22 protein-coding genes are annotated in these 24,188 nt (G+C 62.1%); 10 read left to right on the forward strand and 12 right to left on the reverse strand.

Features of this window, described 5'->3' with window-relative positions:
- The first annotated feature begins 177 nt into the window (after positions 1–177).
- Positions 178–1,584, forward strand: coding sequence for a mannose-1-phosphate guanylyltransferase/mannose-6-phosphate isomerase (locus AC07E3_RS18585; RefSeq protein WP_478363941.1), 1,407 nt, complete (start codon positions 178–180; stop codon positions 1,582–1,584).
- Between the two features lie 2 nt (positions 1,585–1,586).
- Here AC07E3_RS18585 and AC07E3_RS18590 read toward each other — a convergent pair whose 3' ends face one another.
- From AC07E3_RS18590 to AC07E3_RS18600, 3 genes are all read right to left on the reverse strand, one after another.
- Complete coding sequence (locus AC07E3_RS18590) at positions 1,587–2,825, reverse strand: O-antigen ligase family protein (protein ID WP_336065968.1); 1,239 nt, start codon at positions 2,823–2,825, stop codon at positions 1,587–1,589.
- Complete coding sequence (gene galE, locus AC07E3_RS18595; RefSeq protein ID WP_478363943.1) at positions 2,822–3,811, reverse strand: UDP-glucose 4-epimerase GalE; 990 nt, start codon at positions 3,809–3,811, stop codon at positions 2,822–2,824. Before galE ends, AC07E3_RS18590 begins: the two co-directional genes overlap by 4 nt.
- A gap of 84 nt (positions 3,812–3,895) precedes the next feature.
- Positions 3,896–4,501 carry a biotin transporter BioY gene (locus tag AC07E3_RS18600; RefSeq protein WP_336065974.1) on the reverse strand — a complete coding sequence of 202 codons (606 nt, stop codon included), beginning with the start codon at positions 4,499–4,501 and terminating at the stop codon, positions 3,896–3,898.
- A 127-nt stretch (positions 4,502–4,628) separates the two neighbouring features.
- Here AC07E3_RS18600 and AC07E3_RS18605 point away from each other — a divergent pair, with 127 nt between their 5' ends.
- Positions 4,629–5,534: an MBL fold metallo-hydrolase gene (locus AC07E3_RS18605; protein ID WP_478363945.1), complete on the forward strand. Its 906-nt coding sequence runs from the start codon at positions 4,629–4,631 to the stop codon at positions 5,532–5,534.
- Between the two features lie 208 nt (positions 5,535–5,742).
- On the opposite strand, the gene AC07E3_RS18610 is transcribed toward AC07E3_RS18605, so the two are convergent.
- Positions 5,743–6,522: a DUF1499 domain-containing protein gene (locus tag AC07E3_RS18610; protein WP_478363947.1), complete on the reverse strand. Its 780-nt coding sequence runs from the start codon at positions 6,520–6,522 to the stop codon at positions 5,743–5,745.
- Positions 6,523–6,801: 279 nt separating this feature from the next.
- Between AC07E3_RS18610 and AC07E3_RS18615 the strand changes: the two genes are divergently transcribed.
- The 4 genes from AC07E3_RS18615 to AC07E3_RS18630 all read left to right on the forward strand — a co-directional run bounded on the left by AC07E3_RS18615 (position 6,802) and on the right by AC07E3_RS18630 (position 8,917).
- Entirely contained in the window at positions 6,802–7,164 is a 363-nt protein-coding gene (locus AC07E3_RS18615; RefSeq protein ID WP_478363949.1) for a hypothetical protein, read from the forward strand.
- Between the two features lie 85 nt (positions 7,165–7,249).
- Complete coding sequence (locus AC07E3_RS18620; protein ID WP_478363951.1) at positions 7,250–7,633, forward strand: DUF427 domain-containing protein; 384 nt, start codon at positions 7,250–7,252, stop codon at positions 7,631–7,633.
- A gap of 124 nt (positions 7,634–7,757) precedes the next feature.
- A complete protein-coding gene (locus AC07E3_RS18625) occupies positions 7,758–8,294 on the forward strand; it encodes a PadR family transcriptional regulator (RefSeq protein WP_478363953.1) in 537 nt (178 codons plus the stop codon).
- Positions 8,288–8,917, forward strand: a complete 630-nt coding sequence (locus tag AC07E3_RS18630; protein WP_478363955.1) for a GyrI-like domain-containing protein — start codon at positions 8,288–8,290, stop codon at positions 8,915–8,917. The genes AC07E3_RS18625 and AC07E3_RS18630 overlap by 7 nt, the downstream gene beginning before the upstream one ends.
- 222 nt (positions 8,918–9,139) lie before the next feature.
- Here AC07E3_RS18630 and ppdK read toward each other — a convergent pair whose 3' ends face one another.
- Positions 9,140–11,815: a pyruvate, phosphate dikinase gene (gene ppdK, locus AC07E3_RS18635; RefSeq protein WP_478363956.1), complete on the reverse strand. Its 2,676-nt coding sequence runs from the start codon at positions 11,813–11,815 to the stop codon at positions 9,140–9,142.
- A 221-nt stretch (positions 11,816–12,036) separates the two neighbouring features.
- Positions 12,037–13,236: an MFS transporter gene (locus AC07E3_RS18640; RefSeq protein WP_336065992.1), complete on the reverse strand. Its 1,200-nt coding sequence runs from the start codon at positions 13,234–13,236 to the stop codon at positions 12,037–12,039.
- Between the two features lie 86 nt (positions 13,237–13,322).
- Here AC07E3_RS18640 and AC07E3_RS18645 point away from each other — a divergent pair, with 86 nt between their 5' ends.
- Entirely contained in the window at positions 13,323–14,354 is a 1,032-nt protein-coding gene (locus AC07E3_RS18645) for an AraC family transcriptional regulator (RefSeq protein WP_478363958.1), read from the forward strand.
- On the opposite strand, the gene AC07E3_RS18650 is transcribed toward AC07E3_RS18645, so the two are convergent.
- Positions 14,314–14,772, reverse strand: coding sequence for a DUF1810 domain-containing protein (locus AC07E3_RS18650; protein ID WP_478363960.1), 459 nt, complete (start codon positions 14,770–14,772; stop codon positions 14,314–14,316). The genes AC07E3_RS18645 and AC07E3_RS18650 overlap by 41 nt on opposite strands.
- Positions 14,773–14,900: 128 nt before the next feature.
- Here AC07E3_RS18650 and AC07E3_RS18655 point away from each other — a divergent pair, with 128 nt between their 5' ends.
- A complete protein-coding gene (locus AC07E3_RS18655) occupies positions 14,901–15,245 on the forward strand; it encodes a VOC family protein (RefSeq protein WP_336065999.1) in 345 nt (114 codons plus the stop codon).
- A 167-nt stretch (positions 15,246–15,412) separates the two neighbouring features.
- On the opposite strand, the gene smc is transcribed toward AC07E3_RS18655, so the two are convergent.
- The 4 genes from smc to AC07E3_RS18675 form a co-directional block, all read right to left on the reverse strand.
- Positions 15,413–18,871, reverse strand: a complete 3,459-nt coding sequence (gene smc / locus AC07E3_RS18660; RefSeq protein WP_478363963.1) for a chromosome segregation protein SMC — start codon at positions 18,869–18,871, stop codon at positions 15,413–15,415.
- Positions 18,872–18,925: 54 nt separating this feature from the next.
- On the reverse strand, positions 18,926–19,525 hold the full coding sequence (locus AC07E3_RS18665) for a DsbA family protein (RefSeq protein ID WP_478363964.1): 600 nt from the start codon (positions 19,523–19,525) through the stop codon (positions 18,926–18,928).
- A gap of 123 nt (positions 19,526–19,648) precedes the next feature.
- Positions 19,649–20,359, reverse strand: a complete 711-nt coding sequence (locus AC07E3_RS18670; RefSeq protein ID WP_065816056.1) for a DsbA family protein — start codon at positions 20,357–20,359, stop codon at positions 19,649–19,651.
- 152 nt (positions 20,360–20,511) lie between these two features.
- Positions 20,512–21,009 carry a DUF721 domain-containing protein gene (locus AC07E3_RS18675; RefSeq protein WP_478363967.1) on the reverse strand — a complete coding sequence of 166 codons (498 nt, stop codon included), beginning with the start codon at positions 21,007–21,009 and terminating at the stop codon, positions 20,512–20,514.
- A 50-nt stretch (positions 21,010–21,059) separates the two neighbouring features.
- Between AC07E3_RS18675 and mutY the strand changes: the two genes are divergently transcribed.
- Positions 21,060–22,193, forward strand: coding sequence for an A/G-specific adenine glycosylase (gene mutY, locus AC07E3_RS18680; protein ID WP_478363969.1), 1,134 nt, complete (start codon positions 21,060–21,062; stop codon positions 22,191–22,193).
- A 6-nt stretch (positions 22,194–22,199) separates the two neighbouring features.
- Positions 22,200–22,811: an HAD family hydrolase gene (locus AC07E3_RS18685; RefSeq protein ID WP_478363971.1), complete on the forward strand. Its 612-nt coding sequence runs from the start codon at positions 22,200–22,202 to the stop codon at positions 22,809–22,811.
- Positions 22,812–23,029: 218 nt separating this feature from the next.
- On the opposite strand, the gene AC07E3_RS18690 is transcribed toward AC07E3_RS18685, so the two are convergent.
- The gene (locus tag AC07E3_RS18690; RefSeq protein ID WP_336066015.1) at positions 23,030–24,163 is read right to left on the reverse strand and encodes a site-specific DNA-methyltransferase; all 1,134 of its coding nucleotides are present in this window, start codon (positions 24,161–24,163) and stop codon (positions 23,030–23,032) included.
- Between the last annotated feature and the right edge of the window lie 25 nt (positions 24,164–24,188).

Here is a 24,188-nt window from a genome sequence, read left to right on the forward strand (position 1 = left end):
CCCTCTCCCCATGGACGCACCAAATCCACGGATGGACCTATTGCCTACACCCCGTGTCAACGTTTCCAATCTAATCTCGGGGCACTCTTCGTGAAGGCATTCTGAAACGCTGGAAAGTGTTTCGCCGCGTTCACGGTCAAGACAACGCATTTTGGACGATGATGGCGGGGTAGGCTCATGTTGGTACCGGTGATCATGGCGGGCGGAATGGGAACGCGGCTGTGGCCGGTTTCGCGCGAGCACTATCCCAAGCAGTTCTGTGCGCTGGTCGGCGACACGACAATGCTGCAGCAGACGATCGGGCGTCTCGACGGTCTCGACTGTGCTCCTCCGCTTACCGTCTGCAATGAAGAACACCGTTTTCTGGCCGCAGAGCAACTTCGACAGGCAGGCATTGAGAATGCCCCGATCCTGCTCGAACCGGTTGGCCGCAACACGGCACCGGCGATCACGCTTGCCGCATTGCAGGCGATGGCAAATGGAGCTGACCCGCTGCTTCTCGTAATGCCTGCCGACCATCTGATCCCGGATGTGCCCGCCTTCCACAGGGGTGTCGAAGAGGCAAAGACACTGGCTGAGGAAGGCCGGCTGGTGACCTTCGGCATCGTGCCGACCGGTCCAGAGACCGGCTTCGGCTATATTCGCCGTGGCGAAAAGATCGGCGAGACGGGGTTTACGGTTTCCGGTTTCGAGGAGAAGCCGGATCTGGCCACCGCAAAATCCTACCTCAAGGATGGCGGATACGACTGGAACAGCGGCATGTTCGTGTTTCGGGCCAGCGTGTATCTGGACGCCATGCAGACGCATGCCCCGGCGATACTGGATGCGTGCAGGGCGGCGATGGCGGGCGTAGAAAGCGACGCCTATTTCCTGCGGCCCGAACGCACGGCCTTCGAAGCCTGTCCGTCCGACTCCATCGACTATGCGGTGATGGAAAAAACCGATCGGGCTGCCGTCGTACCGCTCGATGCGGGCTGGAACGACATCGGGTCATGGTCGGCCATATGGGAAGCGCAGGACAAGGATGCCGACGGGAACGCGCTGACCGGCGACGTGTTGCAGGTTGCCTCGAAAAACTCCATCGTCTCCGCCCAGAAGCGCCTCGTCGCCATTGTCGGTGTGGAGGAGCTGGTTGTGGTCGAGACGGCGGACGCGGTCCTCATCGCCAGCCGCGACGCGGTACAGAACGTCAAGGAGATCGTCACGCAGCTCAGGTCGGCCAAGCGCACCGAACACATGGACCACCGCCGGGTTTACCGCCCATGGGGCGACTACGATTCCATCGATTTCGGCAACCGCTATCAGGTCAAGCGCATTACGGTGAAGCCCGGCGCAAAACTCTCCGTGCAGAAACACCATCATCGTTCCGAACACTGGGTGGTCGTACGCGGCACCGCGCGGGTCCTGAAGGGTGAAGAAACAATCACGCTGACCGAGAACCAGTCGACCTATATCCCGCTTGGCGAGATCCACGCGCTTGAAAACCCTGGCAAAATCCCGCTCGAACTGATCGAGGTGCAGTCGGGATCGTATCTAGGCGAGGACGACATCATTCGCCTCGAGGACCGATACGGCCGCGTTTGACGTTACCGAGAAGGTAGCGGTGCTCCGGCATCGGCCAGGCGCGACGTGCCCCGCGCGAGAAAGAGCCCGATGATCAGGAAGATCATGAAGACCGTGTCGAGGATGTCGTGCCCGAAGATGAGGTTCACGCTTCCGCCGCCGGCGTAGACGGCTGCCAGTATCAATAGCACCGCACCTCCCAGACGCTCCAGTCGATCCCCGGCCTTCGCCAGACTGCGCACCGCGATGACGGTTATCAGCGCAAACATTGCAATGATGGCAAGACCGGCAACGATGCCACCTTCCACAAGGATGGTCAGGAAGCCGTTGTGAAAATGTGTGAACCCCACCTCAAGGCCGAAATTCTGCTCCATACGTTCCCGGATCAAGGTGGAAATGTTCTGCATCCCATGACCGAAGATCGGTTCCTCGGCAAAGAGCTGCCCGCCAGTGCTCCAAACCGCCACCCGAAGCCCCACGGAGGAGTTGTAGTCTCCTCCTTCCGTCAGCCTGTCCATATTATGCCAGAGTGCCTCGAAGCGGTTTACGATCAAGCCGGATGTGAGTACGGCGATCACGATCGCAATGCCCAACAGGGCGAGGACACGTCCACGAAGTAGGGGCAGAACACGGCTTCGGAATATGAATAGCTGTCCCAGTGTGAGAACGATCATCACCCCCCAGACTGAGCGTGATCCCGACAACATCACCGCGCCGAACGCAGCTGCGAAGGCAGCGAGCAGTATCAATGATCGCCTGGTTTCAAGGATGAGGGCGCCTGCCAAGCACATCAACCCCGCCAGACAGATCACATCGGCAAAGACCAGCGCATTGCCGGCGCCGCCTTCAGCACGCATTCCTATAAACTTGTACTGCACGAGCGCGAAGGCGAGCCCCCCAAAACTTGCTATGGCGGCACCTGCAAGCGCCGCGTACGCAACCTCTTCCCTGTCAGCAATCGTCCACACTGAATAGGAAAAGGGAAACAGCAGAAACGTCGAGAGCGGAAGAAGCTTGTAGGCCATTTCCAGCGACGGCTCATTCAGAAGAAACGAAACGACGTTGGCCAGCACATAGACCAGCATGAGCAGCGCGACCCACCGCATCGCGGTGTCGGGGCTCAGCCGCCGCCTGCCGGAAAGAACCTCAAACACACACCAGAGCGCACCGCCATGCCAGACCACGCTGGTGGCTGACCCGACAATGGGCGGCATGGAAAAAACGGCCAGGGTGAACAGCCTGTTGACGACCCGATAATTCATTGTCTGTTCCGCCTGGTGAGCTTCGTTTCCCAGTTCAGTGCGTGGGTCACGATCGTTTTCAGATCGTCGTAGCGCGGCTGCCATGCCAGTTCCCGGCGGCAACGTTCCGCCTCCGCGACGATCGCCACCGCATCGCCCGGCCTGCGACCGGTGGTGCGCACGTCGAAATCCGTCTGCGCCACGTCCTTCACCGCATTTATGACCTCAAGCACCGAGTAGCCCTTGCCGTAACCGCAGTTCGCCACGAGGCTCCCCTTGCCTTCGCGCATGCGCAGAAGCGCAAGATAGTGGGCGTTCACCAGGTCGGACACGTGAATGTAGTCTCGAATGCAGGTTCCGTCCGGCGTGTCGTAGTCGGTGCCGAACACGTCCATATGATCGCGCTTCCCCGTCGCGGTTTCGCACGCGACCTTGATCAGGTGCGTGGCGCCCCTGGTCGACTGCCCGGTCCGAAGTTCCGGATCCGCACCGGAGACGTTGAAGTAGCGCAGCGCCGTATAGGCGAAGTCATGCGCCGCAGCACAGTCGCGCAGCATCAGTTCCGTCATCATCTTCGACGTCCCGTAGGGAGATTCAGGCCGCAGTTCCGTATCCTCGCCAACCGGGAAACTGGCCGGGCTGCCATAGACGGCTGCCGTGGACGAAAAGATGAAGTGACGCACGCCGCACCGTACTGCGCTTGCGATCAGGCTCTGCGATTTCACCGTATTGTTCAGGTAATAGCCCAGCGGATCGGACACGGATTCGGGCACGATGATCGATCCCGCGAAGTGAACGATGGCGTCTACACCGTGCTTGCGGATGATATCATCCACCAGTGCCTCATCGGCAATATCACCGACAACGAGCGTTGCTGCATCTGCGACGGCCCAGTCAAAGCCGGTGCTGAGACGATCCAGAACCACCACCTCTTCGCCGTGGTCCAGCAGTTCCCAAACCATATGGCTGCCGATGTAACCGGCACCGCCGGTGACCAGAACACTCATCGCAGTCCCCTCAAAAAAAATCGGGCCAGATACCCCATCCGGCCCGATCTGCATTCCGCTCTAAATCGGCAATTCCATGGCGGGTCAGCGCCCGGAGACGCCCAGTCCCCGCAGCAACGCCCATGCTGCCGGCATGAAACAGGCGGCCAGGGCGACCTTGATCAGGTCGGGCAGGATAAACGGCGCAACGCCGAACTGCCAGGCCTTGTCCGCACCGATCAATCCGGCGAGCCAGGCAAATCCAAGTGCCATCATGACCATTTCCGCGAACAGCATGGCACCGCCAAGCTTCAACGGGCTGCGGTCCCATCCGCGGTCAGCGGCCCATCCTGCGATAGCAGCCATCACCACGAATCCAAGCAGATAACCGCCCGTCGGTCCCATCATATAGGCAAAACCGATCCCCTTTTCAGGCGTTCCCTGGAACACCGGAAGGCCCATGGCGCCCTCGGCCATGTACAGGAGGAGTGTTGCCACGCCGAGGCGCATGCCGAAGGTCGCACCGATCACGAGCACTGCCAGCGTCTGGAGAGAAAGATCGACCGGTCCGAGCACGACACGTGTCTTTGCCGACAGGGCGAGAATCACGGTCGCGCCGATGGCGAGGAAAAGCTGCGTTGCCAGACGCTGGGTGGCGTTGCGCGGAAGTGTCTGCGAAACGAGGGATTTTGAGGCGATTGCGAGCGACATGGCTCCTCCGTTCAGGCTCTTTGCGAAAAAGTGCGCGTTTCTTCTCCTATAAGCGCTTCCATGATATGCGGCAACCTGAATGCGGCTTCTTGCCGTTCGGTGCTCTTTATTTCCGGACAATCTGCCAATGGCTCTCGAATTTGAAACACGTTTCGATCCCGCCTATGGCGACGCGATCAAGGTCGCACCGGATGTTCTGCGCCTCACGGTCAACAATCCGAGCGCCTTCACCTTCCACGGCACCAACAGCTACATCGTCGGCAGGTCCACCCTCGCCGTCATCGATCCCGGCCCGGAAGACGAAGCCCATCTGCGAGCACTCCTCAAAGCCATTGATGGACGACCGGTAAGCCACATCTTCGTCAGCCACACGCACCGGGACCATTCGCCGCTCGCCACACATCTGGCGCGCGAAACCGGGGCGCTGGTCTGCGCAGAAGGCCCGCACCGCGCCGCCAGGGCCTTGAGAATCGGCGAGACCAATCCTCTTGATGCAAGCGCGGATATGGATTTTGTGCCAGACCGGGCGCTCGCCGATGACGAGCTTGTCGAGGGCGACGGCTGGGCCATCCGGGCCATCCACACCCCCGGTCATGCAGCCAACCACGCTGCCTTTGCACTTGAAAATACGGGCATCCTCTTCTCCGCAGACCATGTGATGGCGTGGGCAACCTCCATCGTTGCTCCGCCCGATGGCGCCATGTCGGATTACATGGCCTCGCTCGACCGCCTGCTGGCGCGTGACGATACGGTGTTCTTTCCCGGCCACGGCAGCAAGGTGAAAAACCCGCAGCGTTTCATGCGCGGACTGAAGGCCCACCGCAAAATGCGCGAACGCGCCATACTCGACCGCGTCACGCGTGGCGACCGCACAATCCCCGAAATGGTCGGCTCCATTTATCGGGATACGGATCCCAGGCTGCACGGGGCAGCGGCCCTTTCGGTTCTCGCCCATCTGGAAGATCTCGTCGCGCGCGGGGCCGTGACGACCGAGACAGAGCCGTCCATCGATGCGGTCTATCTGCCTGGCTGACCCTGGAGCATCGGACCGAAAAGTGGAATTCGGTTTTCGGATTGTTCCGATGCTCCGTCCATCGTTTAGATCGTCCTTTGTGCGTCCGCATGGACGCACGGCGATCTTGAGCATCGGACCGAAAAGTGGAATCCGGTTTTCGGATTGTTCCGATGCTCTATCAATAATTTAGATCGTCCTTTGTGCGTCCGCATGGACGCACGGCGATCTAGACTGCTGCCAGCAGGGCCATTCTTTCATCGAGTTCTTTGAGAAATCGCTGGATGCGAGCGGCATTGTCTCCTAGATCGTGGCGCCCATAGCGCGAAACGGACCGCATGTCGACGAAAGTTGCGGTCTGGTCGTCCTCTATGCGGATCGCGACGTCTGCCGGGAAACCCAGAATGAAGGAATGGGCAACGCCTTCCAGCGTGATGCTGCCGCCGGCGAGCTGTTCACCTTCCGGGCCTCTGGGCTGCCAGCCCTTGTCCTGCATCATCGAACGCACCACTTCGAGAACCTTGTCCGCCGTGTGTTCATAGCGCCGTCCAGCGACTTCCGGATAGCCCTCTTCCTGCAACGCGCGGTCTTCGGGGGAGATGCCCTTGACCGGGTTCATGGCACCGGTGCGCGCGGCCGCAGCCAACGGCATCTGCGGAGGGTGGTCGAGGTCGGTGGAGATGTCGATCAGCCGAGGATGCTCGAACACGCGAACGCCCGATACTCCGTAGGGGGTGAGCACGATGGAGGCAATCAGTATTCCGGTGCCGGCAATCGACGCGCCGGACGACCCGTGTTCCCAAACCTGGACCAGAGCAATCACACCAAGCGCGAAACCGGTAAGGGCAAGAACGCCGCTCAACCCCAGCAGCCAGAAAAAGGGAACCGTTTCCACCAGTCCGAACCGGTGCCCGGCTCCCGAGACCGCAAGAAGCACCGCGGCGAACACTGCAAGCCTGAGGCTCCAGGGAGCGGCGGGAGCGCGTTGCGGTACCAGAGTTGCCTTCATGTAAAGAACCAAGCATGTCTTGATGCTGAAGATAGGTCTCTCTTAAACCAATGCCTGCCTGCGGGAAATGCGGTTTCCGTATATTCCTTGAGGATTCAGTCCCTTGTGTCTTTTGGCTGCGAAACTGATTCACCTTTCTGGAACCGCACTGCGCCATGCAGCGTTCTTCTCTCAAAAGCGTTTCCTTTGGTCGATATAACACGCCACATTCCGGCCATGCTGACCGGCACAATGAACCGGGCGGAGGGGGTGCGTGGGAGAAAGTTATGAGGTTCCGCCATGCAGACAGTGCTTCCAGAACATCATGAAACCGCCTCGAGCTCACTGGAACTGGTTGAGCTGGAACTTGCTCTGAAGCATCAGGATTTCGTCGAGCTCGGCTTCGAAGGCGCGGTGCGACAGGCACTGGACCAGATCAACGGGCGCCTGCTTTTCCACATGCGGCTTGATGGAATGAACGATTGCGACTGGGTGGCTGCCGTCGTGCTGGAGGAGCATGATGAACATGCTTACGCCCTCGTGGTTCAGCGGACCGGAAGCGGATCGCTTGAAGTCGAGGACATCGACACAAGCGGACTGCCGGTGGCCAGGATCGTCAACGCCTATGCAGGCCTCATGACATCGCTGGATCGCGTGCAGTAACCAGGCGTACGGCGTTACAAGCCGTTGCCCCGCACAAGGAACCTGGAGCACTCCACCGCGTTCCCTCCACAACGGAGTGAACGTCATGACTGACAACGGAAATCCAGCCCCCGGCTTCATGCGCAATCCGCACAAGCGCATCACCATCACGCCGCACGCCAAAAGGATCATCGTGAAGGCGGATGGGATTGAAATCGCGGCAACGAAGGCCGCCAAGCGTCTGCGCGAGACCGGCTGCCGGGATGTGTTTTACATCCCCTTCACGGACATCAATTTCGCCGGCCTTGAACCGACCCAAACCAGAACCCACTGCCCTTACAAGGGAGATGCCTCCTACTGGCGGCTGACCGGCGCCGGGGAGCCGGGCAGCGACATCATGTGGGCGTATGAAACGCCGTACGACGAAGCTCAGGAGATCAAGGAGCACGGCGCATTTTATGCCGAGTTCGTTGACATTGAGGAGCATTAGGTCCTGTTGACAAAAGGTGATCCCAGAGGAGTGTGCCCGCTCCTTGTTGCTTGGATCTCAGTGGATAGCCCGATTAAGGGCCAGGTGCTTGACGCTCAACAGTCCGATATTCTAGTACTAGAATATGACAGTGAATCTTACAGATGCTGAACTCCTGCTCCTGGGACTCGTCGCTGAGATGCCGCGACATGGATATGAGCTGGAACAGATCATAGACACACGGGGGATGCGTGAGTGGACGCAAGTCGGCTTCTCGTCGATCTATTTTGTGCTCGGCAAGCTGGAGAAATCAGGGCTCGTAGCGGCCGAAGTGCCCAGGGGTGCCAAAGCGCGAAAGACGTTCTGCATTACGCCATCTGGTCGTGAGGTTTTGTGCGAACAGACGATTGCCGCCCTTGGCGCCTATCGTCCTACGTTCTCATCGCTCCTGCTCGCAATGGTGCACTGGCCAGTGCTGTCGCGCGATGAGGCTCTCGGGGCATTGGAGACGCGCCTGTCGTCGGTTGACGCCGAATTGGAACGGCTCGAGCGCGTGCGCCGGCAAAGGCAGCCCATGCCCGATCACGTCGAGAGTCTTTTTGACTTTTCAACCGGTCAACTGAACGCCGAGCGAAGCTGGATCATCACCACGCTGGACTATATGAGGAACAAGCCATGGTAGACGAAGCACTGATAGATTTGACACAGGACCGAACCTCACTCCGCGCACTTTACGCGCCACCTGCGGGCAAGTTCACCGCTGTTGATGTCCCGAAACTTCCCTTCGCGATTCTGGATGGGGGAGGCCCACCCGAACAGACCTCCATCGGAGCCGCGGTGAAGGCTCTCTACACAGCAATCTATGCCATCCGGCGCGAAGCGCGGGAGCGAATGGGCAGGTCCTTTGTCGAGCCGCCGGTGGAAATCGTCTACTGGGCGGACGATATGCGCGACCTGGCAGCGGGCAATCGTGAGAAGTGGCATTGGCGTGTGCAGATTACTTTGCCGGTTTGGGCCGATGCGCAGAAACTGAAGGACTCAGTTGCCAAGGCGCGCCACGAACTGGGCGATGAATTTGCTGTTCGATGGGAGGTTCTGGCCGAAGGCAAGTGCGTGCAGTTCCTGCATGTTGGCGAAACGACCGACCTTCCGGAGATTTTGGCGGAGCTCTACGGCCATTACCTGGGGCAGCAAGGGCTGGAACCGGATGGCCCCTATCATGAGATCTATCTCGATGATTGGAGCCGCGTTGCGCCGCGTCAGCGCAAGATCATCCTCCGGCAGCCGGTGCGCCCGACGAAGTAGGAGAAGACAGGCATCCATAGCTTTGCGGCAGCGAGTGCCAGGAAGCCGGGGAAAGAGACGGCGGTCGTGTCATATCGGGTAGCGATCGGCGATTCCGTGAAACGGTGAGCCGCTCTGGGGTCGGGACCGCCTCAACCATTTACGGGTTCGAGGAGGCGGTCCAACTGTCTGTTTCACGCAATTCCGGATGGAAAACCGGTTCTCGCTTTTCCTGGAACTGCCCTATCCGGCAGCCCTGCTTTCGCTGATGGCAGCCTGCGCGGCAGCCAGCCGGGCGATCGGCACGCGAAATGGCGAGCAGGAAACATAGTCCAGCCCCACGCTCTCGCAGAAGCGAATGGAAGCGGGGTCGCCGCCATGCTCGCCGCAGATGCCCAGCTTGATCTCCGGCCGGACATCACGTCCCTTCCGGGAGGCAATCCGCACCAGTTCGCCAACGCCGTCGACATCCAGAGACACGAACGGATCCTGCTCGATGATGCCGCGTGTGCGGTAGGTCTCGAGGAACGAGGCCGCATCGTCACGGGAAATGCCGAATGCCGTCTGCGTCAGATCGTTGGTTCCGAAGGAGAAAAACTCTGCGCTGGCCGCGATTTCATCCGCTCTGAGAGCCGCACGCGGCAGTTCGATCATTGTGCCGACAAGATAGCTGAACGTGACACCTCGCTCTGCCATCACTGTCTTCGCCACCGCGTCGATGCGGTCCTTCACGAAGGTCAGTTCGGCGGACATGCCGACCAGCGGCACCATCACCTCCGGCACCACCGGCGCGCCTGCCTTTTCCGCAGCCTCGGCGGCCGCCTCGAAGATCGCGCGCGCCTGCATCTCCGCAATCTCCGGATAGGAAATCGCCAGACGGCAGCCACGGTGGCCAAGCATCGGATTGAACTCGTGCAAAGCCTCGGTCCGCTGGCGCAGTTTCTCCGCCGAAACGCCCATCGCCTCGGCCACCTCGGCGATTTCCTCCTCGGTCTTGGGCAGGAACTCGTGCAGCGGCGGGTCGAGCAGGCGGATGGTGACGGGAAGCCCCGCCATCACCTCGAATATCTCCACAAAGTCGGAGCGCTGCATCGGCAGAAGCTTGGCGAGTGCCGCGCGCCGCTCGCTTTCCGTGTCGGCCAGGATCATCTCGCGCATGGCGAGGATGCGGCCGTCGTCGAAGAACATGTGCTCGGTGCGGCAAAGGCCGATACCCTCCGCGCCGAAGGACCGCGCCGTGCGCGCATCGGCCGGCGTTTCGGCATTGGCGCGCACCCGCATGCGCCGTGCTTCGTCGGCCCAGCCCATGATCGTGGAGAAATCGCCCGAGAGTTCCGGCTGGAGCATCGGCACCGAGCCCTTCAGCACCTGTCCCGTCGCGCCGTCGATGGTGATCGTATCGCCGGCCTTCAGCATCTGCCCCATGGCCAGGAGAACGCCCTTCCTGTGATCGACGCGCAGGGAACCCGCGCCCGAAACGCAGGGCTTGCCCATGCCGCGTGCCACCACCGCCGCGTGGCTCGTCATGCCGCCGCGCGTGGTGAGAATGCCTTCTGCGGCATGCATGCCGTGAATGTCTTCCGGGCTCGTCTCCACCCGCACCAGGATCACCCGGCGCCCTTCGGCCTTTGCCTCTTCGGCGGCTTCCGAGGAAAACACGATCTCGCCCGTCGCAGCCCCCGGCGAGGCCGGCAGGCCCATGCCGATGATGTCGCGCGGGGCGGAAGGGTCGATGGTGGGATGAAGAAGCTGGTCGAGCGACGCCGCATCGATGCGCGCCACGGCCTCTTGCTTCGTTATGAGCCCCTCATTGGCCATGTCCACCGCAACCTTGAGGGCCGCGCTTGCCGTGCGCTTGCCGGAGCGCGTCTGCAGCATCCACAGCTTGCCACGCTCGATGGTGAATTCCAGATCCTGCATGTCGCGGTAGTGCCGCTCCAGCGTGTCGGCGATCTGGACGAAGGCAGCGAAGGCTTGCGGCATCAGCTTTTCGAGCGAAGGCTTGTCGGAGCCGGCCGCGAGCCGCGCAGCCTCGGTAATGTTCTGCGGCGTGCGGATGCCCGCCACCACGTCCTCACCCTGCGCATTGACGAGAAATTCGCCGTAGAGCGCTTTTTCGCCGGTCGAGGGGTCGCGCGTGAAAGCCACGCCCGTTGCCGAATCCTCACCCCGGTTGCCGAACACCATGGCCTGCACGTTCACCGCCGTGCCCCAGCTTTCAGGAATGTCGTGCAGGCGGCGATAGGTCACCGCGCGCGGGTTCATCCACGAAGAGAAGACAGCGCCAACCGCACCCCAGAGCTGTTCGTGCGGATCCTGCGGAAACGGCGCGCCCAGTTCGGTCTCGATCCGCCCCTTGTAGAGCGCGATCACGTTCTGCCAGTCTTCGGCCGAGAACTCCGTGTCGACCTCATAGCCGCGCCGCGCCTTTTCCTCTTCGAGGATCTCCTCGAAAACGTCGTGGTCGAGCCCAAGCACCACATTGCAGTACATCTGGATGAAGCGGCGGTAGCTGTCATAGGCAAAGCGCGCATCCCCCGCCTCCGCCGCAATGGCCTCAACCGTCGCATCGTTGAGGCCGAGATTGAGCACCGTGTCCATCATGCCGGGCATGGAAGCGCGGGCACCGGAGCGCACGGAAACCAGAAGCGGTTCACCGGCATCGCCGAAGCGGCGGCCGGCCACACGACCCACCTCTTCGAGTGCCGCCTCAACCTGTGTTTTCAATTCGCCCGGATAGGTGCGGCCACTGGCGTAATAGTGGGAGCAGAGCTCGGTCGTGATCGTAAAGCCGGGCGGTACGGGCAGCCCGAGGCTGCACATCTCCGCCAGGTTTGCGCCTTTGCCGCCGAGCAGATTCCTGTCGCCCGCGCTGCCTTCGGCACGTCCATCGCCAAACACATAGACCCACTTGGTCATGCTGCATTCCCCTTCCGGTCGATTTGCCGGCGCCTGGAACCATAATGCACCGGCCACGGGACGCAGCGTTAAGCGGCAGCGCACGCCAAGGCAAGGCCGGCTTCCCGACCATCCGCCTCTTTATCGATTGAAGAGAAGATTTTTTCTGATCAGCAGGCCCATGAACGACGCAGGCGGGGCGAAGCCAAAGCTCCGCCCCGCGCCGATATTCTTCAGGCAGGTCAGGCCGCCGCGGCAACCGCCCTTGGGCGCACCCCGATGAAGATCATCACCGCTGCCAGCACCAGGACAATGCTCGCCACGCTGAACACGCCCTGCGCCCCGCTGGCGTCGAAGATCAGCCCGCCGCCGGCGGCCCCAATGGCAATCGCCAGCTGGATCGCCGCAACCAGCAACCCGCCGGCGCTCTCGGCCTGATCGGGCACGGTGCGCGCCAGCCAGGTGGACCAGCCGACCGGGACAGCGCCAAATGCAAGCCCCCAGAGCGCGATCATCACCGCACTGGCTGCCGGCATCGATCCGGCCGAGACGAGCCCGAAGCCCAGGACGCTCATCACCAGCGGCACAGTCATCAGCGTGCGACGCAGACTACGCTCGACCAGAAGCCCGCCGAACAGCGAACCGAGGAAATTGGCGAGGCCGAAACCCAGCAGAATGCCGGAGACCGCCGTGATGCTCGCATCCGTAATGTTTTCCAGATGCGGTCTGATATAGGTGAAGAAGGCGAAGTGGCCGGCAAACACCAGCATGGCCGCCAGAAGACCAAGCCCCACACCCGGCCGCACCAGCACATCGACCAGCGTGCGCAGTCGTGTCGCGGCATTGGGCGCCAGATTCGGCAGAGTGGCAAACTGGACCACGAACGTGATGACGCCGAGTGCGGTCGCCAGCACGAACACGCTGCGCCAGCCGAACATGTCCCCCACATAGCTGCCGACAGGAGCGGCAACGATCGTTGCCGCGGCGACACCGCTGACGATCATTGAAAGCGCCCTTGGCACCAGCGCATCGGGCACGAGCCGCATGGCGACCGCCGTCGACATGGTCCAGAACCCGCCCAGCCCGATGCCGAGCAGAACCCGCCCTGTGAGCAGCACCGCGATGTTGGGTGCGAATGCCACCATCAGGTTCGATCCGATGAGAAGCAGGGTGAACCCGAGCAACACATAGCGCCGGTCGATGCTGCGTGTGGCAGCCGAAACCAGCAGGCTCGTTAACAGCCCCACCACGGCCGTCGCCGTCACGGCCTGGCCGGCCATCCCTTCCGAAACGCCGAGGTCCAGCGCCATCGGCGTCAGAAGGCTTGCCGGCAGAAATTCCGCCGTCACCAGCCCGAACACGCCGAGCGCCATGGAAACCACCGCACCCCAGGCCGGCTTCCGGCTGGCCTGGGCATTTGTCCACTGCGGGACTTCGTCCATCTGTCTGTCCTTTCACATGCAGGGTGTTTTGCAGTGCGACAGAGATAGGCTGGACACTTCGGACGCACTATGTCATAAAATCCGAAATGCTTGATCGAAACGCCGAAAATTCCTCGCTTCACCCCAACCCTGACCTGGTCAGTGACCTGCTCATGGGCATGCGTCTTTATGGGATGGAGTACAATCGCACCCAGATCTCACCTCCCTTCGGCCTTCGCTTCCCGACCATTGAGGGGCGCGCTCAATTTCACTTTGTGGGCCGCGGGCCGGTGTTTCTGCGTGGGCCCGGTGACGCGCTTCATCCGCTCGATACCGGCGACGCCGTGCTTCTCCCCCGTGGCGGGGAACATTCGCTTCTGTCCGATGCGGAGATGAAGTGTCACTGCATTACGCAGTTCCAGCCAAAGACACTGTGCCGGAACGTCAATGAGATCATGGCCTGTTCGAACGAGAAGGACCACACGTCCGATGCCCTCATCTTCTCGGGCTGCATGGAGTTCGATCTGGGCAGCATGCATCCCCTTGTCGCCCTCATGCCCGACGTGATGCTGGTCAACACGCTCCTGAAGCGATATCCGGAAATCCTGCCGATCCTTGACGCCATGGAACGCGAAGCGAAGGAAGACCGTGCGGGGTTCGCCGGCATTCTCGCCCGGCTAGCCGACGTGGTCTCGGCCTTCATCGTACGTGCCTGGGTGGAGTGCGGCTGCGGTGGTTCAAGCGGCTGGGTGGCTGCCCTGCGCGATCCACGTCTTGGGCGCGTCATCGCCGCCCTGCACCGCGATCCGGGACGCAACTGGACCGTGGCGGAACTCGCCGGCCAGATGGGCAGTTCCCGCTCCGTCTTCGCCGACCGGTTCCAGGCCGTCACCGGGATGACACCCGTGCGCTACCTTACGGAACTGAGGATGCGGCTTGCCGCACAATGGATCAGCCGCGAGGGCATGGCCATCGAAACGGCGGCGCAGCGCCTGGGTTACGGATCACAGGCCGCGTTCAGCCGCGCATTCAAACGCGTCATCGGCAAGCCGCCCGGCGCCGTCCGCACGCTCACATCGCCGCGCCCGCATCCAGTCGCTACCGTTCACGAAGCGACCCCTGCCCCGCAGACTCCGTGAGGCGAAGCGTCGCCTCATCCATCTGCCCGCCACACCACCGCGCCAGTGCTTCGGAAAAGAGCGTTTCGCTCCCCTGCGAGGCAAGCGCGAAAAGCGTCATGCACGAGCAGAATTTCAGGTCGTCCGGCGTGCCAAGGATCGCCCGCAGGGACTGGCCGGGCGCCTCCAGCATCACACATGTCACGTCCCGCAATCGTGAACCGAGCACCGGGTGAGCGAGGTAAGCGCGCGCTTCCTCCAGAGAGGAGAGGCCGTAATACTTCGCGGTCGATGACCGCCCGAGAGCGCGCAATTGCGGAAAGACGAACCACATCCAGTGGGTTCGCTTGCGACCGGTCTGCAGCTCCCGGATAGCCGTCTCGAACACGCCCTCCTGCGCTTCAATGAAACGCTGCAGCTCGAATGGGTCTTTCGCCACCTGTCTCCTCCTGCGCGCGTCACCATACGATCCACAGCATATCCCTGTCCGGCAACAAGAATGAGGATTCCGGCCTTGCAAAAAGCGCGGAAACGAAATAGAACAAAAATAGAACATTGGAGACAATCATGCGCAAGACCGGAAAGCTCGACTATATCGAAATGCCGGCGGGCGGCGGCAGCATCGACCGGGTTAAAGCCTTTTACGCCAATGCCTTTTCCTGGTCGTTTACCGACTACGGCCCCGGCTACTCAGCCTTTAACGAGGGTCTGGACGGCGGTTTCGACGGCAATCCGGACGGGAACGATAAACCACTTCCGGTGCTCTTCTCCGAAGACCTTGAGGCCACACTGAAAACGGTCGAGGATGCTGGCGGAAAGATCGTGAAACCGATCTTTTCCTTTCCCGGCGGCCGCCGCTTCCACTTCACCGATCCGGCCGGCAACGAACTGGCGGTCTGGAGCGAGACATGAGGTCGTTGAACGCAGTGGTCGAGGCCGGGCCTTTGGCATTTTGCAGTCAGGTGGAATCACCTGACGTGCGCATGAATGCGGTACAACAGATAGATAGAGCCGAGCATCGTTTCCAGGGAACGGTGAACCGCTCTAACCCGGATGAAGCGGACGAGCGGGAAGAAATGCTAGCCTGCCTCGCGCAGGCGCTCGGCGGTCTGGAGATCGACAGAGACGAGTTGGCTGACGCCCTGCTCGGCCATGGTCACACCAAAGAGCCGGTTCATGCGCGCCATGGTGATGGGGTTGTGCGTGATGACCACAAAGCGGGTATCCGTTGACGCCGCCATCTCGTCCATAAGATTGCAGAAACGCTCGACATTGTGATCGTCGAGCGGCGCATCCACCTCGTCCAGCACGCAGATGGGGGCGGGATTGGTCAGGAACACGGCGAAGATCAGCGCCATCGCTGTCAGAGCCTGCTCGCCACCTGACAGAAGCGTCATGGTCTGCGGACGCTTGCCGGGCGGGCGGGCGAGAATTTCAAGCCCCGCCTCAAGCGGGTCGTCGGATTCGATCAGTTGCAGTTCCGCGGTACCACCGCCGAAGAGATGGGTGAACAGCCGCTGGAACTGCTCGTTGACCACGTCGAATGCAGCCAGCAGGCGCTCGCGCCCTTCCCTGTTCAGGTTCTGGATCGCATGACGCAGTTTGCGGATGGCCTCGATCACGTCCTCGCGCTCGGCAACGATGGTGCCGTGACGTTCGGTGAGTTCCGTCTGCTCCTCCTCGGCGCGCAGATTGACCGCGCCCAGCCGTTCCCGCTCCATCTTGAGGCGCTCCAGCCGACGCTCCACTTCGGCGATCTCCGGCATCGGCGCATCTGGCTCCAGTTCGGCCATCGCCAGAACCCTGTGCGGCGCAACGTTCAACACTTCCTGAATTCGGGCTTCCGCCTCCTTGCGCCGTTCCTCGGCTGCCGTCACGCGCTCCTCGGCACGGGCCCTGGCTTCGCGCGCCGATGAAAGCGCCTGAATGCTCTCGGTCGCCCGCTTGTCGAGCTCCGTCTGGCGGTTTTCGGCTTCCTGCAGAGTGTCAGCCGCTTCCCTGCGCACGGCTTCCGCCTTCGCTATCTCCGAAAGCAGCGAGCGGCCGCGCGCCTCGATCTCCTCGGGCGCTTCGGCGAGTTCTTCAAGCTCTGCTTGCGTATCGGCGCGGCGCTGCAGAAGGGCCGCGGTGTGCCGGTCGGCGTTCTCCACGCGTGACTGCCAGCCACGCCGTTCCGCTGCGATAGCCTCCAGCCGGCGCCGGCGCGCTTCCGCCTCGCGCCGCAATCCCTCATAGGCCGCACGCGCTTCGGCCACCGCCGCGCGTTTGGCGGAAACCTCGGCGGACTGCCGCTCAAGCTGCGCCTGCAGTTCGGTCAGATCGGGCGCGGCTTCCAGCGCTTCCTCTGCAGCCACTGTCGCCGCAGCGGCCTCTTCGTGATCCTCGACCACCCGGCTGCGCGCCTCATCAAGGCTCATGCGCCGGCTTGAAAGCTCGCCCGCTGCCTTCTCTGCACCAGCCAGCGCATCGCGCGCCCGGCCAAGCACGGCCTGCGCTTCGCGCGCTTCCTCGCGGGAGCGGCGTTCGGCTTCCACCGCGCTCTTCACCCCCTGCTCGGCATCGGCCAGTGCGGTTTCTGTCGCGCGGAGCCGCGCGGTCGCCTCGATCACCTCTCCGTCGAGCTCTGCGAGGCGATTTTTCTGTGCCAGCCTCTGCGCCGCCGCTGTCGGCGCATCGGCGCTGGCGCGATACCCGTCCCAGCGCCAAAGCGCCCCATCGCGCGCCACCAGCCGCTGGCCAGGCTTCAGCATTTTCTGCAGTCCTGGCCCGTCCCCGGCGTCCACGATGCCGATCTGCGCCAGACGACGTGCAAGCTGCGCGGGCGCTTTCACCACAGAGGAAAGCGCCATCACGCCCTCTGGAAGGGCGGGGTCGTCCGCAGCTATCTCCGAAGGCCCCCAATAAACGGGTGCGGCACTGTCGAGCGGCACATCGAGGTCTTCGCCGAGAGCGGCACCCAGCGCGGTCTCGAAGCCCCGTTCAACGCGCAATTGTTCGAGAACCGCCGGAAAGAGATCCACCCCTCCGGCATTCAGAATCTTGCGCAGGGTCTGCGCTTCTGTCTCCACCCGGCCAAGTTCGGCCCGCGCCTCCTGCAGAGGCGGGCGGGCGGCCTGCTCGGCCTCGCGGGCGGCGGCGACACGCTCCTCGTTTTCGACTGCAGCCACCTCCGCCATTTCCAGCCGCTCGGCTGCTTCGTCGACGAGCATGCGCTTTTCGGCCGGGTCCGGCAGCCCGGCAATCCGGCTGGCAATCTCCGCAAGCTCGGCATCCATATTGGCGATCTGCCGCGCCAGCCGGTCGCGGCGCTCGGCCTGATCGCGGATCGCACGTTCGGCCTGCTGCCGTGTCGCCGAGGCCTCTGCCTTCTCCGCCGTCAGCCGTGAGAGCAGTTCTTCGGCGGCCGAAAGTTCAGCGGAAACCGTTTCGAAGACATTCTGCAGTTCGGTTTCACGCCCGTCAGCACCCTCTTCGGCCTCTTTGAGCGCTTCTTCCTCTTCGGCCAGCCGCGCCAGCGCATCGGCATTGTCGCGTACCATCTGCTCTTCGCGCGCAACATCGGCGTTCAGCTGGTCGATGCGCTTCTTCAGCTCCTGCGTGCGCGCGTCTACGCGCTTGGCCTCTTCCTCCACCTGCGTGCGGGCGATGGTCAGTCGTTGCAGGGCGGCGGCGGCGGCGGCTTCGGCATCGCGTAGCGCAGGCAGCTTGTGCGCACCGATGGCCTGTGCCTTGGCCGCTTCCATCTGGCCGCTGGCGTTTTCACCAACCAGTGCCGTCGCCTCAGACAGCGCGCTTTGGGCCTCGGCCTCCTGCGCCTTGGCCGAAGACCAGCGCAGGTGCAGCAGGATCGCTTCGGCCTTGCGCACTTCGGCAGAAAGTTTCTTGAAGCGCGAGGCCTGACGCGCCTGTCGTTTCAGGCTCTCGATCTGGCTGTCGAGCTCACTCACCACATCGTCGAGCCGTTCCAGATTCTGTTCGGCGGCGCGCAGCCTGAGTTCAGCCTCATGGCGGCGTGAATGAAGTCCCGAAATGCCGGCAGCCTCTTCAAGCAGCGCCCGGCGCGCCTGCGGCTTTGCCTGGATCAGTTCACCGATCCGCCCCTGCCCCACCATGGAGGGCGAGCGTGCGCCGGTCGACTGGTCGGCGAACAGAAGCTGTACGTCGCGGGCGCGCGCTTCCTTGCCGTTGATGCGGTAGACCGAGCCTGCCTCACGCTCGATGCGGCGCGACACCTGCAACTCGTCCGCATCGTTGAAAGCGGCCGGCGCAGTGCGGTCGGAATTTTCGAGAAACAGCGTCACCTCGGCCGTGTTCCGGGCCGGGCGCGTGCCCGAACCGGAGAAGATGACATCGTCCATCCCGGAGGCGCGCATGTTCTTGTAGGAGTTTTCGCCCATCACCCAGCGCAGCGCTTCGACCAGATTGGACTTGCCGCAGCCATTCGGACCGACCACCCCGGTCAGCCCGTTCTCGATCACGAACTCGCTCGGCTCGACGAAGGATTTGAAGCCCAGAAGGCGCAGCTTGGTGAACTTCATGCCGGTCGCGCCTCAATCAGCGCACACGAAAACGGCGGACAAACGCGTTGTCCGCTAAAGCATGCCGTCGATGATCGCCGACATTTCCTCAATCGACATGGCTCCCGAGTGCTTCATCCCGTTGATGAAGAATGTTGGAACAGCCTCAATCCCCAGACGCTCCAGACCCCAATTGCGCATTGACCTGACTTCATCCAGAAGCTTGCTGTCCGTCAAGCAAGCTTCAAAGCTCTCCTGTGAGAAACCGGCATTTATGGCGGTTTTCAACAGGGCAGAGCGTCCATCCTGCACCCAGGCCCACTGCGTCTGGGTTCTATAGAGGAGATCGGAGACGCGGAAATAATCGTCCTTCGCGCAATAGGCAAGCATCAAGCCGGCTTCAGCGCGCGGGTCCGTTGGCAGCCCGCGCACGACATAGCGCACCTTGCCCGTGTCGATATACCGGCGCTTCAGTGCCGGCAGCGTCTCGACATGATAGCGGGCACAGTGTGCGCAGGTCATCGATGCATATTCGATGACAGTCACCGGCGCGTCGGGGTCGCCGAGCGCCTGCTCCTCGAGCCCGCCCGTTTCAGCGAGCGCTTCCATATCCACGCTGGCGGCGATTGCCACCACAGCCCCGTTCAGTGAAAAACCGGCTGCAAAAAGCGTCAATCCCAATGTCAGAATCAAACGACGCCGTTGGCCGCCCCCAAGGCAAGCCAAAAGAAAATTCATCAATTAAAACCCGATAAATAAAAACGCCACCGGCAAAACCGGTGGCGCAGCTACGCTAAATTAAAGCATCCCGTCGATGACAGCCGATATCTCGTCGATGGACATCGCACCGGAATACTTCTTTCCATTGATGAAGAAGGTCGGCGTGGCATCGACGCCGAAATCGCTCGCGCCGCGGGCGCGCACGGCCCGCACCTTCGTCAGAAGTTCCTGATCCGTCAGGCAGGCTTCAAAACTCTCCTGGGTGAACCCGGCAAGCTTTGAAATCTTCAGGAGCGCAGACTGTGCATCCTGCACCGGTGCCCAGTTGTTCTGCTGCTTGAAGAGCACGTCGACCATCGCAAAGTACTTGTCGTCGGAGCAGCGCGCCAGCATGAAGCCCGCTTCCGCGCGCGGATCGAACGGGAACTCGCGCATGATAAAGCGCACCTTTCCCGTCTCAATGTATTTCTTCTTCAGCTCCGGATAGGTCCGGGTGTGGAAGGTGGCGCAGTGGCTACACGTCATGGACGCGTATTCGACAATGGTCACCGGCGCATTTTCATCGCCGAGAACCTTGTCCTCCAGCGCGCCCTCTTCGAGCAGCTTGTCCATGTCCACCGTGCCACTGGAGGGGGGGGCTTCGACGGCTGCCGTGGTGACGGGATCCGTGGCAGGTGCTTCCGCCTCCGCTTCGGCGTTGCTGTCGGTGCACGCGGCCAGTCCAAGCCCAAGCGCCGGCAAGGCGGCCATGGAAAGAAGAAGTCTGCGGCGCTGGATCAGTTCGGACATGAATTTTCACCTGTTCGTCTTGGAGTGTTACCTGCGAGTGTTACCTGCGTTCACGCCACAAAGCGGGCGTTTCGGGCGAATTTGGGTCAGGGGCGCGTTTTTCTGAAGCAAGCGCCCCATCACGTTTTGGTGATCGCCGGGATCATGATCTGTCATTTGCGCCGGCCTAATATGCTCGCCCCCAGCTTTTGCAGCGATTGGCGCAGCCCCTCGTCTTCCACCCCGGCGACAAGCGCATCGATCCGGGCGCTTTCCGATCCTGTAAGAGGGCGCGTGGGCGGCGCACGGCGCACCTGCGGCTGAGCAACCGGCTTCTGCACGATCTTTATACGCCCCACCGCGGCAAAGCCGAGGAAGGCATTGACGCGGGCGATCACCTCACCCGTCTCGTGCTGCAGGCGCAGCGCCGCCGCACCTTCGCACGCGATCACCAGCGTGGCCGGCTCAAACGGGTCGTCCTCGTGCCGGCGGCGCGGCCAGGCGAGCTTTTCAGGCCGCGTGCTGAGCGCCAGCCGCTCGCCCACGATCTCGCCCCAGCACTGGACAAGCTCCACCGAAAGCCCGGCGCGCTTGCGCATCACCGGATCGAGAATACCGGTGGCAAGATCGCTCACCGCGACGGGATTGCCCGATTGCCTCTTCCCTGTCATGACATGAAGTCTCGAATTGATCCGCAACGCATATTGAGTTTCGCTCCAGTATGGCACGCAGGGAAGCGTCGGTCACCGACGCACAGGCCTCTTCGACCGATTTTTCGCGCCCGCTGCTCGCGTGGTACGACCGCCATCACCGGAGCCTGCCCTGGCGCACTCCGCCCGACGAGACAAAACTCGGCGTCCTTCCCGACCCCTACCGCATCTGGCTGTCGGAAGTGATGCTTCAGCAGACCACGGTCGGTGCGGTCAAGCGCTATTTCGAGGACTTTACCGGTGCATGGCCGACGGTCGAAGCCCTCGCCGCCGCCGAAACCGACGACGTGATGAAGGCATGGGCGGGGCTCGGCTATTATTCACGCGCCCGCAATCTGAAGAAATGCGCCGAGACCGTCGCCAGCGAATATGGCGGCCGCTTTCCCGATACCGAGGCCGGCCTCAAGGCCCTGCCCGGCATCGGCGACTACACAGCCGCCGCCATTGCAGCCATTGCCTTCAACCGCCCCGCTGCCGTGGTGGACGGCAATATCGAGCGCGTCATCACACGGCTTCATGCCATCGAGACGCCTCTGCCGCAGGCCAAACCCGAGATTCGCACTCTGGTCGCGCAGGCTCTTCCGCATGATCGACCGGGCGACTTCGCGCAGGCGATGATGGATCTCGGTGCAACCATCTGCACGCCGCGCAGGCCCGCATGTGTGCTTTGCCCCATCACCGATGGCTGCACGGCACGGCGCGAAGGCATCGCCGAGCGCTTCCCCGTCAAGGCGCCGAAGATGGAGAAGCCCACCCGCCGCGGCGCGGCCTTCATCGCCGTGCGTGCCGATGGCGCGGTGCTTTTACGGCAGCGCCCGCCCACCGGCCTTCTGGGCGGCATGACGGAGGTCCCCGGCAGCCACTGGACAGCGCGGCAGGATGGCGCCACGGACATCTCCGCCGCCCCCTTCCCCGCCGACTGGCGTGAAACCGGATCGATCCGCCACGTCTTCACGCATTTCGCGCTGGAGCTTTCCGTTTTTCGGGCCGATCTTCACAATGATCAGCCGCCCGGCGATCAACCGCCCGGCGATGGCTGGTGGTCGTCCCCCGACACACTGCCCGGCGAAGCCCTGCCCACTGTCATGAAAAAGGCTATCGAGGCTGCGATACCCGGAGCCACCAGGAAGCGCCGAAAAGGATAAAGCCGCATGAACGAGGTCCGTCACATCGTTTTCGATATCGGCAGGGTCCTGATCCACTACGATCCGGAAATTCCCTATCGCCGCCTCATCCCCGATGATGCCCGGCGCCGCTGGTTTCTGGAGAATGTCTGCACCGGCGACTGGAACATCGAACAGGATCGCGGACGCAGATGGGAAGACGCCGAAGCGCTTCTTATCGCCGAGCATCCGCAGGAGGAAGAAAACATTCGTGGCTTCCGCCGTCACTGGCATGAAATGGTGCCTCACGCCTATGACGATTCGGTCGCCATGCTCGAAACGCTCATCGACGCCGGCCATGACGTGACCATGCTCACAAATTTTGCGGCAGACACATTCTCCGAGGCCCGCGAGCGCTATACCTTTCTCAACCGGCCACGCGGCGTGACCGTCTCGGGCGAAGTGGGGCTCCTCAAGCCTGACCGCGCGATCTACGACATCCATGTCGAAAGCTTCGGCCTCGAGCCGGCCGCCACGCTGTTCATCGACGACAGCGAGAAGAATGTGGAAGGTGCAAGAGATGCCGGCTGGCAGGCCGTGCATTTCAGCGGCGCAGAGAAGCTGCGAAGGGATCTGGCCGGCTATGGCCTCGCCGTGTGACGAACGCGCGCCTTTGCGAATCATAAAGTGATTCACGAAAGCGCGGCACCCGTTTGGTCTCTAGATCGCCGTGCGTCCACCCGGACGCGCAAAGGACGATCTAAACGATTGATGGAGCATCGGAATAATCCGAAAACCGGATTCCACTTTTCGGTCCGATGCTCTAAGGACTTTTACGACTCCGGGCCCTTGGCGCCGGAGCCATTTCATTGTCTCGCTCAGGCGGCAACGCCCTGCATGTTGTCGCGCATGATCTGGCGCAGATCGTCGATCGGCTTCAGGCTGCCCTTTTCCTCAAAATGCCAGAAGGTCCAGCCATTGCAGGCTTCGAGCCCCTGAACGCGTGCGCCGATTCGGTGGATCGAGCCTGCCTCGTCGCCGATGGCAATCGTGCCGTCGGCACGCACATTGGCGGTCCAGCGACGCTTGGAATCGTGCAATTGCGTGCCCGGCTGCATAAGGCCTGCCTCCAGCAGGCTGCCGAAGGCCACGCGCGGCGCGGAACGCTTGGCCTGCATCTGGGCAAGATCCATCTCGTCCAGCGGTTCGATGCCCGCGATACGGGCGCTCGCCGCTTCGATATATTCATCCTGCCGATCGATGCCGACAAAGTGGCGGCCAAGCCGCTTGGCAACCGCCCCGGTCGTGCCTGAGCCGAAGAACGGATCGAGCACCACATCGCCGGGCTTGGTCGATGCCATCATCACCCGTGCAAGCAACGCTTCCGGCTTCTGCGTGGGATGCAGCTTGCCGCCATCCTCGTTCTTCAGGCGCTCCTTGCCCGTGCAGATGGGGAAGAGCCAGTCGGAGCGCATCTGCACATCGTCATTGGAGGCCTTCAGCGCTTCATAGTTGAAGGTATAGCCCTTGGCGGACTTGTCGCGCGAGGCCCAGATCATCGTCTCATGCGCGTTCTGGAACCGGCGGCCGCGGAAATTCGGCATCGGATTTGTCTTGCGCCAGACAATGTCATTGAGCAGCCAGTAGCCCAGGTCCTGCATCACTGTGCCGACCCGGAAAATGTTGTGATAGGAGCCGATCACCCAGATCGTGCCGTTCGGCTTCAGAACACGGCGCGCAGCCAGCATCCATGCCCGGGTGAAGGCATCATAGGCAGCAAAACTGTCGAACTGGTCCCACGCATCGTCAACCGCATCGACGCGCGACTGGTCAGGACGGTGAAGATCCCCGCCAAGCTGCAGATTGTAGGGTGGATCGGCAAAGATCACATCGACCGATTTTTCCGGCAGACGGTCAAGTGCGGCGACACAGTCCCCCTTGATGATCGTATCGAGCCATTCGGCCTTTTTCGGTTCGGGTGCAAGCTCATCGATACGACGCACAGCGGACATGGACTGACCTCTAACTCGGACTGTT

Source organism: Nitratireductor lacus (assembly GCF_056431025.1).